The 663-nt window shown below is 65.5% G+C and carries 1 protein-coding gene; it reads right to left on the bottom strand.

Annotated features, from left to right (window positions below):
* A partial coding sequence (locus ACX12L_RS22990) for a phosphotransferase family protein (RefSeq protein ID WP_459264580.1) occupies window positions 1-621 on the bottom strand: 621 nt, incomplete at its 3' end.
* Window positions 622-663 lie beyond the last annotated feature (42 nt).

Raw genomic sequence — 663 nt, 5'->3', positions numbered from 1 at the left:
GGGCATGTGCGCGGGCAGCCACTGCATGAGCCAATCCATCTCGGCGATCGGCTCGGTGACCGACGCCAGATACTGCTTGCTCCAGCGCCCGATCTGGCGCTCGAAATAATTGCCCGGCCTGCCATAGTCCGCCAGGCCCCGGGCCGCAAAATCCACCCGGTGCAGCGCGGCGATCACGCGATTCATCTCGTCATAGACCGCGGCGCGCTCCTGCGGCCGCATGCCGGGCAGCGACTGATCCCACAGCACGCGGCCCTGCAGGAACTCCATGAGATAAAAAGCCCGGCCGATGACCGACTCATCCTCGCACAGCGCCAGCATGCGCGGCACCGGAACCTCGGAGCCCGCCAGGGCGCGCATGACCGCGTACTCGCGCTCGATCGCGTGGGCCGAAGGCAGCAGCCTGGCCACCGGCCCCGGCTTGGAACGCATCACATAGCTGCACGCGGGCGTGACGAGCCGGTAGGTCGGATTGGACTGGCCCCCCTTGAACATCTCCACGGAAAGCGGCCCGGCAAAACCCTGCACATGCCGCAACATCCACGCGGCCAGGGCATCGGCATCGAAAGCATGCGGCCCAGAAACGGGGCGCGTGCCCATGAATTGATCAAACGTGCTCATGTGCGGGCCCACTCGAAAGGAAAAACGAAACAGCGGATCAAT

The sequence above is a fragment of the Alicycliphilus sp. T452 genome, from assembly GCF_054512775.1.
Note: the sequence above shows the minus strand (reverse complement) of the source record. Positions and strands in the feature narration are given on the sequence as shown.